We start from the raw sequence: 16,416 nt of genomic DNA, 5'->3' as shown, positions 1-16,416 counted from the left end.
GGCTGGAAAGCCCGCTACACTGGATACGCACCCCCCGGAAACAACACTCGGGGGCAAGCACTGCGGCATGCCGATACAAACAAGGCCGCCCCATGCAGCTGGTCTGGATTCAGAAGCAATGACAGGGACAAGGCATCCTGTCCGTGCACGAATCCCGCATACACAGCCGCACCACATTGTAGCATCAGCACAGCCGTGCTTTCAGCCCAATCGGTACATTTATTGTCTGCATAGAAATATATTTGTTCATTAAGAACAAAAACAAGGGCCAACAAGCACTCTAGTTACGGTCTTCACCCAGACTCATGATGCCTATACCCATGCTGACACTGCCAAAGGTAACAAAAAGACCGAAAAAAAGCAGCCCCGTATAAAGAACCGGGTGATCAGACCGGAAAGCAAGCGTACGAATATTTCCAATATCAAGCCACAGTATCATAATGCCGCATAGCAGAGCACCGGCACACCCTGCCAACAGATGCTGGAACAAGAATTTCAGGGCCTTCTTTTCCTGTGGGCTCACCGGCATACCGCATCCCCCTCAGGATGATTCATCAGCCGCCGCCGCGTGGTCGGCAAAGAACGGCTCAACACCAAGCGCCCGCATGGCATCAGCAACAACCGCAGCAACCTGGTCCAATCGTTCCGGATCCGTGCCACGGGCAACAATACTGACGCCATAGCCTTTCGGAGTCATGAAAGGGTAGCTGCCGATGTCAACGTCAGGAAACGAAGCCTGTATGCCCCCCAAGGACACAGCAAGGTCACTTTCACGTACCGCAGCGGAAACAGCCCTGGAGACAATCGCAGCCCCACCGGCCAGACCCGGCTTCAACAGGTCAAAGCAGGCCGTCGCAATGCGGGGAACACCGGCCAGAACATACACATTCCCGATACAAAACCCCGGAGCCGCGCTGACCGGATTGTCCAAAAGAGCCGCCCCGGCAGGGATACGGGCCATACGCAGCCGTGCCGGGGTTAAGTGTTCGGGACCGTAATAATCACGCAACCGCTTTACAGCATCGGGGTTTTGCTCCAGCTCAACCCCAAAAGCCGCTGAAACAGCCTCAGCCGTAATATCATCGTGTGTTGGACCGATGCCGCCGGTTGTGAAAACAAGATCGAAACGATCACGGACATCGTGCAAGGCTGAAACAATTGCCTCGTGCACATCAGGTATAATACGGGCCTCTTTCACGGCAATACCAATCCCGGCCAGACCTGTTGCAATCATGGGAATGTTCGCATCACGCGTTCGCCCGGACAGGACCTCGTTACCGATAACAAGAACACAGGCTGTGCGATCGGGCATGATGCGACACTCCGCAAAACAAGTCTATCAATGGTCAGAGCCATGCAGGATCTTGCTTTTCAGCCCGGTTTCATAGGCCATCCCCGGAGCTGTGACCGAAATGCCATAAGGCCAGCGCGACGTGGCCAACCCCTTGCGGGTCAAGGCCTTCCAAACAGCCTCATTACGCAGGCCTGTGGCATCGGAAGAAGAAACGACCCAAGATCCAAGGTGAAAATGGTTCCCGTGGGGATCAGGAAACGCGGTAACCATGGGGTCTCCAGTTTCCGGATCCGGCTGGCTGGCATCGGGCATCCCGGCCAGGACTTGAAGCAAGGTCAGGGTCTTCAACTGCAGGGGGTTGAGTTTCAGGGGGTTGTTCTTCGGTGGCATCAACAGGTTCCTCGATAAAAATGGCTGACAGCCTATCCGGGAACACCTGGAATGAAAAGAGACTGCACACGATACCCACCCCAAAGCGCCTTGACCTGGCCTTGACGACATCACCGCCGCTCCCTAGAGTCCAGGATACAAGCCGACCATGATGACTAAGGAAGCATACACATGAAGCAGGTGACGGATGACAGCTTTGAAAAAGATGTCCTGAAAGCAGAAAAGCCGGTTCTGGTTGATTTCTGGGCAGAATGGTGCGGCCCCTGCCGGACCCTAGCCCCTCTGCTGGACGAACTGTCAGCCGAAATGGGCGAAACGCTGGAAATTACCAAGATCAACATTGATGAAAACCCGCTGACGCCCGGCAAGTACGGGGTCCGTGGCATTCCGACCCTGATGTTGTTCCACAATGGACAGCTCACAGCAACAAAGGTTGGCGCACCCCCGATGAAAAGCGTGCTGCAGGACTGGATCAAGACATCGATGCCAAAGTAAGGCATGAATCCCGACTTGGTCTGCATATTGCTGACACAGAAAGCCGCCGCTGGCGGCTTTCTCTTCGATCAAAGGGGACACATGGCGTGACGTGCAAGGAAACAAGGCCCGTCCTGTCCGCCAGTTACAAGACCGACATACCGGCCTTTTATGGAGACTGGTTCATCAACCGGCTGCAGGCCGGGCACGTCACGGTACACAATGTCTGGAACAACAGGCCCTTTACGGTCGACCTTCGTCCGCATGCCCTGTCCGGTCTTGTTCTGTGGACCCGGAATATCGAGCCATTCCTGCATCACTTGCCAGCCGTCGATGCCTTGGGACTGCCCACTGTTATCCAGTTCACGGTTACCGGCTATCCCCGCAACCTGGACCGTTTTGTCCCGGATGCACATCAGGCCGTTGAGATGATACGCGCCTTGGCCAGAGCCCGCGGACCTGATGCCGTTGTCTGGCGTTATGATCCCATTCTTTTCACATCCCTGACACCACCCCACTGGCACCGTGAGACATTTTCCCGCCTGGCCCGAGATCTGAGAGGTGCCGTCAACGAAGTTGTTGTCAGCTTTGCCCAGTTTTACAGCAAGACACGGCGATCCCTTGAGAGGGCAGCACAGCACAGTAACCTGACCTGGCATGATCCGGATGATGACACCAAGAAAGCCTTGCTGGGGGACCTACTCGCCATCGCCCAGGATAACGGTATGACCCTGTCCCTGTGCGCCCAGCGCCATCTTCTGGTTCCCGGCCTGCACGATGCTGCCTGCATAGATACAGAACGCCTGTCACGCCTGGCAGGACAGACTATCATCACCGGATCCCGCAGCCACCGTGCGGCTTGTGCCTGTGCAGCCAGCAAGGATATCGGGGCCTATAATACCTGCCCGCAAGGCTGTATTTACTGCTATGCTACAACAACACACGTAAAAGCACGCGAGGCTGCGCAGTCTCACAAAGCAGGCCAAGAAGCCCTGTAGCATCAGGCAGAAACGCAAGCCCCCGGAAGGCGTCGGGAAACAGGCATTTCAAGACGCGCCACCATCTCCCGGGGCACAATCTGCCAGAAATTCCCGATTTGACAGTGCCACTCAGCCAGTATTTTCTCGGCAAAGCGAGACCCTGTTTCACAGGCATGCTGGCGCACCAGCTCCTTCAGGCGATGTGCATAGTAATCCATTTCGATACGCTGACAGATCACGGAATCTAGGTTGACCAGATGATCAAGACTGTCATCACACAAAACATAGGCCATACCACCGGTCATACCGGCGGCAAAATTCGGACCAACAGACCCCAAGATCACAACTTCCCCGCCCGTCATGTACTCGCAGCCATTTGATCCACACCCCTCGATCACGGCAACAGCCCCTGAGTTGCGCACAGCAAAACGCTCACCAGCCTGCCCTGCCGCAAAAAGAGTTCCCGCCGTTGCTCCATACAGGATCGTGTTTCCGATAATGGTATTATCCTGGGACAAAAGCGGACTGGACACCGGGGGGCGCACAACAATGGCACCACCAGACAACCCCTTGCCAACATAGTCGTTGGCATCTCCGAAAACCTCCAGCTTCAGGCCCTGCACGGCAAAGGCCCCAAGGGACTGCCCCGCAGACCCACGCAGGCGAACCGTAATATGGCCCGGCTGAAGCCCCTTCATCCCATAGCGGGTCACAATCCTGTGGCTCAACCCGGTTCCAACCGCACGGTGCGTATTCTGCACATGATAGGTGAGCTGCATCTTCTCCCCGTCCTCCAGGGCAGAACGGGCATCCTCAATCATGCGAGCATCAAGGGTTTCATCAACCTCGTTACGTCCCTGCACGGCACAAACAGTCGGCAGCCCCCCTGCATCCGCCTTGACCAGAAGGGAATTCAGGTCCAGGTCATCGAGATGCCACGCCCCCCTTGAAACCTGGTACAGCAGGTCGGTCCGGCCGATAATTTCGTTCAAGGTCCGGAAACCCAGCTCGGCCAAGATTTCCCGCACCTCTTCAGCCATAAAGGAGAACAGGTTGACAACCTTTTCCGGTGTGCCGCCGAACTTGGCCCGCAGGGCCTCATCCTGCGTACAAACCCCGACCGGGCATGTATTGGAATGACACTGGCGCACCATAATGCAGCCCATGGCAATCAGGCTTGCCGTGCCAACCCCGAACTCCTCGGCCCCAAGAATGGCGGCCACAACCACATCGCGGCCTGTCTTGATGCCGCCATCCGTGCGCAAAAGAACCCGATGACGCAAACGGTTGAGAGTCAGGACCTGGTGAACCTCCGAAAGGCCAAGCTCCCACGGCAGCCCGGCATAGCGGATCGATGTCATCGGACTGGCGCCAGTTCCGCCAGCATGCCCGGAGATATGGATGACATCAGCCCTGGCCTTGGCTACACCAGCCGCAATGGTCCCGATGCCGGACCGGGAAACCAGCTTGACCACAACGCGGGCCTTTGGATTGATCTGCTTCAGGTCATAGATAAGCTGGGCCAGATCCTCGATGGAATAAATATCGTGATGGGGGGGAGGAGAGATCAGTGTCACCCCCGGTGTTGAATGGCGCAGGGCTGCAATCTGCGCTGTTACCTTAAAGCCAGGCAACTGCCCTCCCTCGCCAGGTTTGGCACCTTGTGCAACCTTGATCTCAATTTCACGGCACTGGTTCAGATACTCCGCCGTCACGCCAAAACGCCCGGATGCCACCTGTTTGATTGCTGAATTGGCATTGTCGCCATTCGGGCGGGGACGATACCGTTCCGGCACCTCGCCTCCCTCTCCACTGTCTGACTTGGCACCAATCCGGTTCATGGCAATGTTCAGGGTGCCATGGGCTTCTTCCGACAAAGCCCCCAGTGACATGGCCGGCGTTACGAAACGGCGGCGCAGCTGGGTCACGGATTCTACCTCATCCGAAGGCAACGGACGCTCCGCCCGGCGGAAATCCAGCAAATCACGTAATGAAATCGGCGGTAACGCACGAACCCCACGGGTATAACGCTGATACAGGGCATAATCCTCTCGCGTCACAGCCATCTGCAACATATGGATCAGGGTCCCCTCAAAACCGTGCGTCTCGCCGGAACCACGCCGATAGCGATACAGACCACCGACAGGAAGAACGACCGAAGGAGCCTTCCAGGCCCGGGCATGCTGCTCCAGGACCATTTTCTGGATCCCTGCCATGCCGATACCGGAAATCCGGGACGGCATACCGGGAAAAAATTCCGCCACCAAGGCACGGGACAGGCCAACAGCCTCGAAGTTCAGCCCCCCACGGTACGAGGACACAACGGAGATACCCATCTTTGACATGATCTTCCGCAAACCATCATCCTGGGCCTTGCGGAAGTTTTTCAGTGCCTGCTCCAGCGAAATTCCGCCCAGAAGACCCCGGCGGACACGGTCATGGATAGCTTCCTCAGCCAGCCAGGCATTGACCGTGGTAGCACCGACACCGATCAGAACAGCAATAGAGTGTGTATCCAGACATTCACCGGACCGGACATTCAAGCTGGTAAATGTACGCAGCTTCTGGCGAATCAACCAGGTGTGCACAGCCCCTGCAGCCAGGATCATCGGCATGGGAGCACGGTCTGCAGACGCAGACTCATCCGTCAGGATAACGTGGGTACAACCACCACGAACAGCATCTTCGGTTTCGTTCTGGATACGACGCACGGACTCACGCAGGGCATGCTCACCACCATGAACGTCGAAGGTACAATCCACAAAAGCGGCTGCATCACCCATATAGGCGCACATGGCCCGAAATTCGGCATTGGTCAAGACCGGGCTTTCGATCTGCAAAATATCACACTGGGACGGATCTTCATCCAGGATATTGCCCAAATTGCCCAGACGGGTTCCCAGGCTCATGACCCGCGTTTCCCGTAGTGGATCAATGGGTGGATTGGTCACCTGGCTGAAATTCTGCCGAAAGAAGACATGCAATCCACGATAATGGTCCGAAAGCACGGCCAAGGGTGTATCATCACCCATCGAGCCAATGGCTTCCTTGGCTTCCTCGATCATCGGGGCCAGTATCAGCTCCATGTCTTCCAGAGTCATACCATGAGCAAGCTGCCGACGACACAGCGTACCGGCATCAAGCGTTGGACTGGACATCCCCGATCCCTTTATCAGGCTGTCCAAATGCGTCATCCGGGATGTCCATGCCCCAAAGGGAGCACGGGAAGCCATGGCGGTTTTCAGCGCATCATCACCGTAGAATCGCTCTTCCAGCAGGTCTATGCCGATACACTGCCCGGGACCAACACGCCCCTTGGCCCGAACACTGGCTTCATCAATGCGCACCATGCCCGTTTCCGATCCCACAATCAGCAGGTCGTCACCGGTTATGGTGTAGCGCAAGGGACGAAGACCATTTCGGTCCAGACCGGCAATAACCCAGCGCCCGTCATAGGCACAGACAGCGGCCGGGCCATCCCACGGTTCCATCACGCAGTTGCTGTAACGGAAGAAATGCCGGTGCGCATCCGGCATGACCGATCCGGAAGAAAGACTCTCCGGAATCATCATGGCCTTAACCGCAGGTGCCGGACGCCCGGCCCGCACCAGAAGCTCGAACACGTTGTCCAGGGCAGCAGAGTCAGACCCGCCAGGCTGAATAACCGGCTTCAGGTCACGAACACGGGCGCCAAAAACAGAGCTCTCAAGGCGGGTCTCATGCGCCCGCATCCAGTTGATGTTGCCGGAAAGGGTGTTGATCTCTCCATTGTGGGCCAACATCCGGAACGGCTGGGCCAGACGCCACGTCGGGAATGTATTGGTGGAATACCGCTGGTGATAGATGGCAAACGGGGATTCAAACCGTTCATCGGCTAGGTCCGGATAGAAAGTATCCAGCTGCTCGGCCAGGAACATGCCCTTGTAAATCACGGAGCGGCAGGACAGCGAGCACACATAGAACTCGGAAATATTCTCGGCAGATGCCTTGGCCTCCATCCGGCGACGCAGAACGTACAGGTCTGTTTCAAACTGCTGTTCAGGAACATTGCGGGTATTGGCGATCATGATCTGTTCGATCTCGGGACGCGTCGCGTTGGCTTTTTCCCCGATCACATCGATATCAACCGGCACCTGGCGCCAGCCATAGATCCCGTACCCACAGCGCAGAATCTCGGCTTCAACAATCATCCGGCACCGCTCTTGTGCCAGCATGTCGTTTTTGGGCAGAAAAATCATGCCCACCGCCATCACCCCGTCCAGCGGCTTGTGGCCAATGCGTTCAACATGAGCCTTGAAGAAGGCTTGCGGGATGGCAACGTGAATGCCGGCACCATCGCCCGTTTTTCCATCCGCATCAACAGCCCCACGATGAAACAGAACCTTCAGGGCGCTGATACCAGCCTCGACCACCTGGCGCCGGGGCTTTCCATCAAGGGCTGCGACCAGGCCAACACCACAAGCGTCATGCTCTTGAAGCGGAGAGTAAAGGTGTGCTTCTTCCAGGGTCCGGACATTGTTATGCCAATCGGCTGGAAACGGCTTGCCTGTCTCGGCACCAGACTGGTTTCCCATTATACCCGCACTCCTTCACCAAGACCGGCAACAGCCCCTGCATCCGACCGTTTTTCAAGGTAATCCGCTATTGAGGCCGCAACCTCCCGCCCGTCACGGATAGCCCAAACCACCAGAGATGCACCGCGTACAATGTCGCCGGCAGCAAACACACCCTCCACCGAGGTCATTGCGGTCTGCGGATCAACCACCAGCGTTCCATACTCCGTTACACGCAATGCAGACTCCCCGAAGAGGGTCGGCACATCCTCGGGATCAAAACCCAGGGCCTCGATCACAAGGCCAGCAGGCAGAACAAAGTGGGAATCCCCAACCGGGCGGGGTGTCTGGCGGCCACTGGCATCCGGAATGCCCAGATACATCGGCACAGCCCGCACCCCTGATACGTGACCGGGCGTTCCTTCATCCAGGAAAGCCTCGGGTGCTGACAGCCAGACAAACTCCACGCCTTCTTCCTCGGCATTGGAAACTTCACGCAGGGAACCGGGCATATTGTCACGATCACGCCGGTAAAGGCACTTGACGCTGCGTGCCCCTTGACGAACGGCTGTACGCACACAGTCCATCGCAGTATCACCACCCCCGATGACGACAACATGCCTGTCCCGCGCATCCAACCCGAGGTCCACAGCAGCATCCCCAAAGCCGGCACGACTGGATGCAATCAAATAGTCCAGGGCTGGAACCACTCCACGTAGGCCGGACCCCGGTGTTGAAAGATTGCGTGCCCGGTACACGCCCGTGGCAAGCAGAATGGCGTCGTGGCGCTCCCTGAGAGTGGAGAAGGAAAGATTGCCCCCAACATCCACGCCAAGATGAAACACAATGCCACCGTCCTGCAGTCGCTGGACACGACGGCGCACCACATCCTTTTCCAGCTTGAAGCCGGGAATACCATAAACCAGCAACCCGCCAGCACGATCGTAGCGATCGTAGACATCAACATCAAAGCCACGAAGACGAAGTTCTTCTGCCGCAACCAACCCCGCCGGACCGGCACCGATAATACCAACACTTTGACCCCGTGCCGGACCAGGCTGCAAAGGCTTCACCCACCCCTGCGCCCATGCTGTATCGGTGACAAAACGTTCAACTGCACCGATGGTCACTGTGTGGTGGCCCGATTGCTCCAGGACACAGGATCCCTCGCAAAGACGATCCTGCGGACAGATACGCCCGCAAATTTCCGGCATGGCATTGGTTGCGGAGGCTAACTCGTATGCCTCACGCAGGCGACCTGCTGCGGCCATGGCCAACCAATCGGGAATATTATTCCCGAGCGGACAATGAATTTGGCAGAACGGAATGCCACACTGCATGCAACGCGAAGCCTGCTCACTGGCCTTGTCCGGGTTAAACACGCTGTAAATTTCGTCAAAGTCACCGCACCGCTCCTGCGCGGAACGCTTGTCAGGTGTCTGCTGATCCAGACGGACAAACTGCATCATCTTTGACGGCATGCAAAAACCTCCCCAATCAAGCGGTCCCGGCACAATAGCACCGCAGAAGAGAATCGCTCTCAACCCACAGGAGGAATACGAGCAGTAACCCAACTATTCGGGTATACGGGTTACCGTGCTCTCACGCAACAAGAAAGCCGCATAAATAGTCAGTATAGCTGACCATTTATGCGCTCCTTAAAACCATAACGGGCCGCAACCCAGGCTCTATAAACGCCATGCTGACAGAACTAGGCCCATATCCTTACAAAAGCATCAAGGGGACGCGCGCCCCAGATCATAAACGCCGCGACCGCCCGCCATACGCCCCAGCTCCTGCCAGGCCGTTGCCAGGTGATAGCCCGTACTGGCACGCAGTGTTTGATCAAATGGCTCAAGAGAACGGCTGCACGCCTCAATCCAGAAGCCACCCGGGCGCAGATACGTGCGACCAAGAAAATCCAGGAATTCCTTCTCCTGCCCCGGTCGTAGAACAGCCAATGCCTTGAGCAATTCAGTCAAAGGCCAGATACGCTTTCCCTCATCTGTCACGCGGCCATGCGCATCCACACTGTTGAAAACACCACCGAACGCACGATCAATCCCGCACGTCATGCCACGTTCCAGAAGGTCATGAGCCTGGTCCAGCCAGCGTTGCTGCACAGGACCAGGCTCGTGGAAGCGCACCGCATATTCATGCAACAACCACGCCCACTCAAACTGATGGCCCGGTTCAATCTGGGCCCGGGCCGCAAGCTCGGGGGACCCGTCTTCCCCAAAGTATTCCGCAACCATTCCGGCTTGGGGATGCAGAAGCGACGGAAACAAAGCAGCCAGATGGTGAGCCATGTCGGCATCCTGACTACGACCTGAAACCAGGGCAAAAGCCATAGCCGCCTCAAACAAATGCATGTGCGGGTTTTGCAACAGGCGTCTGTCCGGCCCTGATCCATCCGGGTCTGCCCCGGCTGCAAACCACGAACGGTCAGGAAGGGTAAACAGCGTCCGAATGTCATCCATTGTCCGCCGCGCCAGGAACAGTGCCCGATCGTGACCAAGAACCGAGGCCGCAACCGCTGTTGCCAGAACAACAAAGGCATGGGCATACAAATCCTTGCGCCGGTCTGCAGCCTCGCCATCCGGCATGACACTGAACCACCATCCCCCGTTCAGAGGATCGGCATAAAGGGTGTCCAGCCTTTCCAGAAGACGCCCCCCCTGATCACGACACAAGACGGGATCAATCGCATACAGGGCACAGCGTACATAGAGCTGGCGGCACAAGGCCATCACACGACGGGGCGTCTGACAGCGTGGTGTGCCATCTTCCTCCAGGATCTCGACGGTCGATTCTGTTTCCTTGTCCCATCCAGGTCCCGCCCAGATATCAAGATGACCTGCCATAAAAGCCCTGTCGAGAGAACGTACAGAAAGTGTCATCAGAAAAGTCCGGTATCTGTCAGAGAGGCAAATAAAGTCCGGGGATAAGTCCGGGCGCAACGACTTTATACCATGACACCGCACTGTCGCAGGACAAACCTTGTATCACCGGATCACGATACAACCGTGACCAAGAGACACCCAAAAGATAAGAAAACAAAATATGTCAACAACAGGACAAGTTATCTACTCATTCATATCAATGCTGAATCTGCCCTGATCAACAGGATGTACGCATAATAAAAATGAAAAATTTAGCAATAGGTTAGTCAAATTTATTATTTCTGCTACAAAATAGTTAAAACAAGGCCGCATGCCCATGGAACAGCAGGTCATGAAGATGGTTCTTCCATCTCCTGACGGTGAAGACTGTTTCCTGTAGCTGGGCTGTGTCCAAAAAAGACCGGATAAATCCATACCAACAGGGGTGAGAATCCACCACCTGTTGCTTACACCCTGATGGCACAAGGCCGTCGTGGTCTGGCCCAGGTTCACCTTGCTCGCATCTCTTCACCATCCATCAGCAAGGCAACACAGGCTCCCAGCCACGCAGGAGGGGACCATGAAGGAATACAAAGATACACCAAATATGAAAGAGGTCTTCAGCGGCCCCGGCTGGAATGATTCGGTGTCCTACGAAGACCGCCACGAGCCGATCAGGGTCATCCTGCGCGGGAAAGAAAAAGCCACTGTGTATGTCAATGGTGTACCGGAAGATACTGTAAACAGTATCGAAAGTGTCTACGGCAGTCAGGGTAATGATCATCTGACAGGTGACGATGGAAGCAACGTCCTCAAAGGGGGTCCGGGCAGCGACACGCTGGATGGCGGTGCCGGAACAGACTGGGCCTGGTACGACGAGAAAACAGCATCTGTCCGGGTAGCCCTGCAAGGATCTCAAAGCGCAACCGTGTACGTAGACACTGTTGCCGAGGACACTATCCGTAACATCGAGAATATACGCGGCGGCTGGGCAAATGACGAACTGACAGGAGATGAAGGCAGCAACGAATTCCGGGGAGGGGGCGGAGAAGACTTTCTGGACGGGGGAGATGGGAATGACTGGCTTAAGGGCAATACCGGCAATGACGTCCTCTATGGTGGGGCCGGGGACGATACCCTGGATGGCGGCAGCGGAAATGATGTTCTCGATGGTGTCGCCGGAAACGACACCCTGAAGGGCGAACACGGTCATGACGCGCTGGACGGTGGTGATGGTGATGACTTCGCCGACTACACCGACAAAACAGCTCCTGTTCGTGTAACACTGCATGGCGCACAGGATGCCGCCGTATATGTGGGGGGCATCGCCGAAGACACAGTCCGGAATATCGAGAACATACGTGGTGGCTGGGGGAATGACCAAATCACCGGAGACGAAGGCGACAACACTCTTCTGGGCGAGAAAGGCAATGACTTTCTGGACGGAAGGGATGGACACGACATTCTGAACGGCGGTCCAGGTACTGACACCCTGCACGGCGGCGCCGGAGATGACCACCTGGAAGGGGGAAACGGAAATGATTTCCTGTATGGCGGCGCAGGCGATGACATTCTCAGGGGAGGTCCGGGCAAAGACAGCCTGGATGGCGGTGAGGGAAACGACCTTGCATCCTACAGCGGGCAGAGCGAACCCGTCCGGGTCGCGCTGCTGGGGTCAGAGGAGGCAAACGTCTACATCCATCGCTGGGCTGAAGATACGGTCAAGAATATCGAAAGAATCTACGGAGGATCGGGTGACGACACGCTGACAGGGGATGAAAAAGACAATACCTTCCGGGGGGGAAGAGGCAAAGACAGCCTGGATGGAGGATCCGGCACAGACTGGGCCTGGTACGATGGAAAGACAGCACCTGTCCGGGTAACACTGCATGGATCACAGGACGCCACTGTATACGTGGACAATACAGAGGAAGATCACATACGGAATATCGAGAACATCAAAGGAGGCCACGCGGGAGACCAGCTGACCGGGGACGAGGCAGATAATATACTGGATGGCGAAGGTGGAAACGACGAGATCTGTGGCAATGCCGGTAATGATCACCTGAATGGCGGAGAAGGAGAAGACTGGCTGAAAGGTGACGGGGGAAACGATATCCTGACCGGAGGAGCGGGGGCTGATACCCTCCACGGAGGGCCCGGAGCCGATACCTTCCGCTACGCTACAACAGCAGAAACCCACGGTGACCGGATCCTGGATTTTCAACCCGGGGAAGACCGGATCGATCTTTCTGAAACAGGACATATCTTTTCCCTGCTCGGAGACCAACCTGCACCGGGATCCCTATGGACAACCACCGAAGGAGAAGATCTGGTCCTGCGGGGTGATACAGACCACGATGTTGACACGGCTGAAGTCGAGCTCAGAATTATGAACAGCCCACTCCTGACAGCAAACGATATCGACGGAGTTAACAACACCCTGACCATAAACGGGAACCACCTGAATGCTGCGGAAACAACGGAAGACGTCATCCTTGGGCTTTCGGAATTCAAAGGACTTAACAAGATTTCGGGTGGAAAGGGTAACGATATTCTGAACGGCAGCACAGGAGACGACATGCTCAGGGGTGGCTCTGGTGATGACACCCTGAATGGCGGTGCAGGAAGCGATACGCTGCGCGGAAACAATGGCAATGACCGCCTGAATGGCGGAGAGGGGCGAGACTGGATCAGGGGGGGAAATGGTGTAGATACTCTGCATGGAGGACCAGGTGCCGACACACTCCACGGAGGCCCAGGGGCTGATATCTTTCTCTACACCACGACGGCAGAAACCCATGGTGACAGGATTCTGGATTTCCAACCCGGGGAAGACAGGATTGATCTCTCTCAAACAGGATACATCTTTACCCTGCTCGGAGACCGTCCTGCACCGGGGACCCTGTGGACCTTCTTGGAAGGAAGGGATCTTGTCCTGAGGGGTGATACGGACCTTGAGCTCAGTACAGCCGAGGTCGAGCTCAGACTCAAGGATAACCCCCTGCTGACGGCCAAAGACCTTGTGTTAAGGAACGCGCCTGATGCCATACTGTCTGACATGCCGCATAAACCAAAAAATACTCCCGCCATGACATCTGACCACGCCGAAAGTCCGAGGGTGGTGCATCTCAGGGCCAGTCAAGAACAAGAGGGTATCAAAGACCAAGAAGATCATGATCCGCCTCGCACCACTGACACACACGGCCACGATATGGTTCTGGATTTCAGCACCAAACAAGATAAGGCCATACAGCCTGGTGCCGTCGTGCCCTCCCTCCCTGAGATGCATACGAACCAGAAACCGAATTCCATGCAGTCTCCGTCTATCCGAATAGAGAAAGCAGACAACGGCATAGTCCTGTACTTCGATACAGATGGAAACGCTCAAACAAAAGGCTTCAGCATCACCCTGACAGGTCTTGGCTTCAGTGATGACGGCACAACATTATTATAAACATGAGAATTAAACAGTACACCCTGTTCCTTGAAACATGTGGAACAGGGATCCAATTGATAAGATTCCGAGCCATACAACAGCATCCGCATCACAGTAATATAGCAAGAAAACACGTTACTTTCCTTTTGCCCGTCACCCAGCCATTGACAGGTTTATAGCCATTTTAAAACAGTCAGATTTCCTTTACACAAATCACCTCTTCCCCGAAAAGAAATTTGTAAACAGAGGCTAGAGACATGCTTGAAAAGAATAAACCCTTCATTGCGCGTCTTGTCGGCAAGGCACGCCAGAAACTCCTCGATACCGGAACGCGCAACCAATTGATTCACGTACCTCAGGGCTAACTGCCTGAACATCATAAACAAGAAGTCAGACCCGATTTATAGCCTTCTGCGCTTGAAGGTAAAAGGCATGCGTTTCAGGGCAATGGACAAAGACAAGAAGGGAAAAGACGATGAGATAATCTTTGCTCTACCCGGCAACAACATTACAGATGGGTCGAGCCGGATGACCGACAATATTTATTTAGACACCCCTTCTTCTTGGTCCCGGTGAGGCTTGTACCTGACTAAAGAACATCAGAATTCAAGCTGAAATGCCTTGATGATGACATCACAACAAACCTGCCTCTGCAGGAGTGACTGCCACCTACACGATGTCAATGAAGGCGAAGGGTGGTTGCCATCTGCCTATTTTTCCCAGGTAGCTGATGCCATATCCGGGCAGAAGAGCTGGTTAATAGATACAGATGGTATGAGCTTGGCTTTTTCTCCTTTGTCCAGCTTTTGATGTACCACGACCTGAGCCATGAGGCTTGGCCAGAGGGTAAACCCGTTTCTGAGAGGGCTTCTTACAGACGGCTTTTGAGGATCCCCCGTTTTTTTATCCCCCGGGGGGGGGGGGATGAACCGCTTGTACCAGCAAGACTTATTCAGGGTGTTAATGCTGATGCCTCGCAGACAAAAGTCATGGAGGAAGGCAAGAGCCTTGTTGTCTGGGGGCCACCCGATACAGGAAAATCACAAACCATCACCAATATCATCGCAGCATCCGTCTATGATGGAAAGTTTGTCCTTTTTTTACCGAGAAAATAGTCGCCTTGTCAGTCGTACATGACCGACTTGTACACTGCGGACCGCGTGATATCTTCTTGGAACTCCATCCCCGGGCGGCGAACAAAAAAGCGCTGGTGCAGGAACTTGGCACCACGCTGATGGCCAGCAGCACAACACTACAAAAGGTCGGAAGCCTGGAGCCCCTGAGGAAGACGCGAGACGAACTGAACCGGATTGCCAACCTGCTGCACACACCAATACCCGGCAGCACAGAGACCCCGTTCCATACCATTTCTGACATTATTGGTTTTATGGGACAGGGGCATCACCCCCCTCCCTTCCCCTGGAAGGCCTTGTCTTTTCTTCATTTAACCCCGGTGATATTGACTTGTCGCGTTCATCTTGTGAAGGATCAAGAGTCCTGAAGCGGCTACTTGATTTTGCGAAGACCAGCCTGATGGAAGGCTCGGTTATTACTGGGCTTTATGCTGACAGTCCGTTTGAGGAGGATGTGGCAAAAGCTATTCGGTCTTTTGGATATCTGGCCAACATCCAGATCGGGACGGCGGGCTTCAGAATAGGTAGTGGTGTCTGACACCCGAGGAGACCAGGAGTAATATCTTCTGGCCGTGGAATGCAATGGAACCACCTATCATTCCACATTTTGGGTACGTGACCGCCTGCGCCAAGATATTCTCGAAAATCTCGGCTGGCGTTTTCACCGGATCTGGAGCACCGACTGGTTCCACCACCGCAACCGCGATATCGAAAGGTTACGTTTGGCTCTCGAGAATACACGAGTGATATCAGAGACGGGGATACAAATCAAAGGAGTCAACTACGGCAGCACAATTTCACACGACGCTAATTATTCATCCAAGACAGAAAATAGAGCTCACGATAAAATGCGCTAAAACCAATACTCCATTTTCGCATGATATGGGGCTATACACATAATATACTACTGAACTGTGTAATAATAGCATAATACGGACTTCAGTATTGAAGTCCCAGATCCAGTAAATTCTGATACTACAGCGAGACACCAATAAATTTTCTGGGTGCACCTTCCCGTGATCTGGCTATTCCATTTCCCTTAGAATGCTTATACGGTCAGCATGCGTGGAGATTGCGATCAATTACTTTATCCCGTTTTCAGATTTTTCAGCAAAAAAAGCTCGTGGTTTTTTATGCCAAGAGCTTTTTTATTTTTGGTTGCGGGGGCAGGATTTGAACCTGCGACCTTCAGGTTATGAGCCTGACGAGCTACCGGGCTGCTCCACCCCGCGTCTGTTTTATGTACTTTATAGAAGCAAGCGTTTATTTTT

12 protein-coding genes and 1 tRNA gene are annotated in these 16,416 nt (G+C 54.9%); 5 read left to right on the top strand and 8 right to left on the bottom strand.

What is annotated here, in order from left to right:
• Positions 1 to 280: 280 nt before the first annotated feature.
• Genes HEQ60_RS08180 through HEQ60_RS08170 form a run of 3 tightly spaced genes read right to left on the bottom strand, consistent with a single transcriptional unit; the run spans position 281 to position 1,684 of the window.
• Complete coding sequence (locus tag HEQ60_RS08180) at positions 281 to 529, bottom strand: hypothetical protein (protein WP_167805519.1); 249 nt, start codon at positions 527 to 529, stop codon at positions 281 to 283.
• A gap of 12 nt (positions 530 to 541) precedes the next feature.
• Positions 542 to 1,312 (bottom strand): competence/damage-inducible protein A, encoded by a 771-nt coding sequence (locus tag HEQ60_RS08175; RefSeq protein ID WP_168071238.1) that lies wholly within the window; start codon positions 1,310 to 1,312, stop codon positions 542 to 544.
• A 27-nt stretch (positions 1,313 to 1,339) separates the two neighbouring features.
• Complete coding sequence (locus tag HEQ60_RS08170) at positions 1,340 to 1,684, bottom strand: hypothetical protein (protein ID WP_168071237.1); 345 nt, start codon at positions 1,682 to 1,684, stop codon at positions 1,340 to 1,342.
• A gap of 171 nt (positions 1,685 to 1,855) precedes the next feature.
• Here HEQ60_RS08170 and trxA point away from each other — a divergent pair, with 171 nt between their 5' ends.
• Positions 1,856 to 2,179, top strand: a complete 324-nt coding sequence (gene trxA / locus HEQ60_RS08165; protein WP_066133722.1) for a thioredoxin — start codon at positions 1,856 to 1,858, stop codon at positions 2,177 to 2,179.
• A gap of 86 nt (positions 2,180 to 2,265) precedes the next feature.
• Entirely contained in the window at positions 2,266 to 3,156 is an 891-nt protein-coding gene (locus HEQ60_RS08160) for a DUF1848 domain-containing protein (protein WP_168071236.1), read from the top strand.
• A gap of 2 nt (positions 3,157 to 3,158) precedes the next feature.
• Here the strand turns inward: HEQ60_RS08160 and gltB are convergent, their stop codons facing one another.
• From gltB to HEQ60_RS08145, 3 genes are all read right to left on the bottom strand, one after another.
• Complete coding sequence (gltB, locus tag HEQ60_RS08155; protein WP_168071235.1) at positions 3,159 to 7,712, bottom strand: glutamate synthase large subunit; 4,554 nt, start codon at positions 7,710 to 7,712, stop codon at positions 3,159 to 3,161.
• Complete coding sequence (locus tag HEQ60_RS08150) at positions 7,712 to 9,172, bottom strand: NAD(P)-dependent oxidoreductase (RefSeq protein WP_168071234.1); 1,461 nt, start codon at positions 9,170 to 9,172, stop codon at positions 7,712 to 7,714. Before HEQ60_RS08150 ends, gltB begins: the two co-directional genes overlap by 1 nt.
• 255 nt (positions 9,173 to 9,427) lie before the next feature.
• Entirely contained in the window at positions 9,428 to 10,591 is a 1,164-nt protein-coding gene (locus HEQ60_RS08145; RefSeq protein WP_168071233.1) for an AGE family epimerase/isomerase, read from the bottom strand.
• 562 nt (positions 10,592 to 11,153) lie between these two features.
• Between HEQ60_RS08145 and HEQ60_RS08140 the strand changes: the two genes are divergently transcribed.
• Positions 11,154 to 14,030 (top strand): M10 family metallopeptidase C-terminal domain-containing protein, encoded by a 2,877-nt coding sequence (locus tag HEQ60_RS08140; RefSeq protein ID WP_168071232.1) that lies wholly within the window; start codon positions 11,154 to 11,156, stop codon positions 14,028 to 14,030.
• Between the two features lie 1,234 nt (positions 14,031 to 15,264).
• On the opposite strand, the gene HEQ60_RS08135 is transcribed toward HEQ60_RS08140, so the two are convergent.
• Positions 15,265 to 15,414 (bottom strand): hypothetical protein, encoded by a 150-nt coding sequence (locus HEQ60_RS08135; protein WP_168071231.1) that lies wholly within the window; start codon positions 15,412 to 15,414, stop codon positions 15,265 to 15,267.
• Between the two features lie 62 nt (positions 15,415 to 15,476).
• On the opposite strand from HEQ60_RS08135, the gene HEQ60_RS08130 reads away from it, so the two are divergent.
• Both HEQ60_RS08130 and HEQ60_RS10985 read left to right on the top strand, forming a co-directional pair.
• Entirely contained in the window at positions 15,477 to 15,683 is a 207-nt protein-coding gene (locus HEQ60_RS08130) for a hypothetical protein (RefSeq protein ID WP_168071230.1), read from the top strand.
• A 34-nt stretch (positions 15,684 to 15,717) separates the two neighbouring features.
• The gene (locus HEQ60_RS10985) at positions 15,718 to 16,002 is read left to right on the top strand and encodes a hypothetical protein (RefSeq protein ID WP_168071229.1); all 285 of its coding nucleotides are present in this window, start codon (positions 15,718 to 15,720) and stop codon (positions 16,000 to 16,002) included.
• A gap of 298 nt (positions 16,003 to 16,300) precedes the next feature.
• Here the strand turns inward: HEQ60_RS10985 and HEQ60_RS08120 are convergent.
• Positions 16,301 to 16,377: transfer RNA gene (locus HEQ60_RS08120), tRNA-Met, on the bottom strand.
• Positions 16,378 to 16,416 lie beyond the last annotated feature (39 nt).

Origin of the sequence: Haematospirillum sp. H1815, from assembly GCF_012102705.1 — a bacterium.
Lineage (GTDB): Bacteria > Pseudomonadota > Alphaproteobacteria > Rhodospirillales > Rhodospirillaceae > Haematospirillum.
Note: the sequence above shows the minus strand (reverse complement) of the source record. Positions and strands in the feature narration are given on the sequence as shown.

What these genes read in the sequence shown, in the direction of transcription:
- HEQ60_RS08180 (WP_167805519.1), bottom strand. Translation starts at nt 529, where the DNA reads ATGCCGGTGAGCCCACAGGAAAAGAAGGCCCTGAAATTCTTGTTCCAG.
- HEQ60_RS08175 (WP_168071238.1), bottom strand. Translation starts at nt 1,312, where the DNA reads ATGCCCGATCGCACAGCCTGTGTTCTTGTTATCGGTAACGAGGTCCTG.
- HEQ60_RS08170 (WP_168071237.1), bottom strand. Translation starts at nt 1,684, where the DNA reads ATGCCACCGAAGAACAACCCCCTGAAACTCAACCCCCTGCAGTTGAAG.
- trxA (WP_066133722.1), top strand. Translation starts at nt 1,856, where the DNA reads ATGAAGCAGGTGACGGATGACAGCTTTGAAAAAGATGTCCTGAAAGCA.
- gltB (WP_168071235.1), bottom strand. Translation starts at nt 7,712, where the DNA reads ATGGGAAACCAGTCTGGTGCCGAGACAGGCAAGCCGTTTCCAGCCGAT.
- HEQ60_RS08150 (WP_168071234.1), bottom strand. Translation starts at nt 9,172, where the DNA reads ATGCCGTCAAAGATGATGCAGTTTGTCCGTCTGGATCAGCAGACACCT.
- HEQ60_RS08145 (WP_168071233.1), bottom strand. Translation starts at nt 10,591, where the DNA reads ATGACACTTTCTGTACGTTCTCTCGACAGGGCTTTTATGGCAGGTCAT.
- HEQ60_RS08140 (WP_168071232.1), top strand. Translation starts at nt 11,154, where the DNA reads ATGAAGGAATACAAAGATACACCAAATATGAAAGAGGTCTTCAGCGGC.
- HEQ60_RS08135 (WP_168071231.1), bottom strand. Translation starts at nt 15,414, where the DNA reads ATGCCCCTGTCCCATAAAACCAATAATGTCAGAAATGGTATGGAACGG.